Source organism: Candidatus Skiveiella danica, assembly GCF_022705245.1.
GTDB classification, from domain to species: Bacteria; Pseudomonadota; Gammaproteobacteria; order Burkholderiales; family Burkholderiaceae_C; genus Skiveiella; species Skiveiella danica.
Genome location: NZ_JAKJEW010000092.1, coordinates 1 through 1008, shown reverse-complemented (window position 1 = coordinate 1008; position 1008 = coordinate 1). Strand labels below are relative to the sequence as shown.

Genomic DNA, 1008 nt, shown 5'->3' with positions numbered 1-1008 from the left:
CCCGAGCCCGCGTCGTCGCTGGCCATCGTCATGCCCGTTCTCAATGAAGCGGCCGGCATCGAGGCGGCGCTGAGGGCGTTGGCGCCACTGCGCGCGCGCGGCGCACGGGTGGTGGTGGCCGATGGCGGCAGCGCCGACGACACGCTGGCGCGCGCGCGGCGCTTCGACGGCGTCGAGGTGATTCAGGCGCCGCGCGGGCGCGCGGCGCAGATGAACGCGGGGGCTCTGGCCGCAACAGGCGGTGGCGTCCTGCTGTTCCTGCACGCCGACACCACGTTGCCGCCGGACGCGGATCGCCTCATTGCACAGGCGCTGGCCGGCGGTCAACAGGTCTGGGGCCGCTTCAATGTGCGTATCGCCGGCCATCCCCGGATGCTGCGCGTGGTGGCGGCCTGCATGAATGTGCGCTCGCGCTGGAGTGGCATTGCCACCGGCGACCAGGCCCTGTTCATGACGCGCGCGGCATTCGACGCGATCGGCGGCTTTCCCGAGCAGCCGCTGATGGAAGACATCGAGATGTCGAAGCGTCTGCGCACATTGTCGCGCCCGGCCTGCCTGCGCGAGCGCGTGATCACCTCGGGGCGGCGCTGGGAGAGCCGCGGCGTCTGGCGCACCATCGTGCTCATGTGGCGCCTGCGCTGGGCCTACTGGCGCGGTGCCTCGCCGCAGCTGCTGGCGCGGCGCTACGAATGAGGACGCAAGCCATGCATCCCCCGAACGCGCCGCGCGTCGTGGTCTTCGCCAAGGCACCGTTGCCTGGACGGGCCAAGACGCGGCTGATCCCTGCGCTGGGTGCCGAGGGCGCCGCCCGGTTGGCGCGGCGCATGCTGGGCCACGCGCTGGCGCAGGCGATGGCTGCGCGAGTCGGCGCGGTGGAGCTGTGCATGAGCCCCGGCCCGGAGGATGCGGCCTGGCACGGGGTCGAACTGCTGGACCGCGTGCAGTGCACCGACCAGGGCGACGGTGACCTGGGCGCGCGCATGGCCCGCGCCGTGCACCGTGTGACGA

The 1008-nt window shown here is 72.8% G+C and carries 2 protein-coding genes; both read left to right on the top strand.

The annotated features are described in order from the left end of the window. On the top strand, nt 1-693 hold a 693-nt coding region (locus tag ACMUOY_RS20135), incomplete at its 5' end, for a TIGR04283 family arsenosugar biosynthesis glycosyltransferase (protein ID WP_413894512.1). Between the two features lie 11 nt (nt 694-704). Beyond that, the coding region (locus tag ACMUOY_RS20130; RefSeq protein WP_413894511.1) for a DUF2064 domain-containing protein at nt 705-1008 on the top strand (304 nt) is incomplete at its 3' end.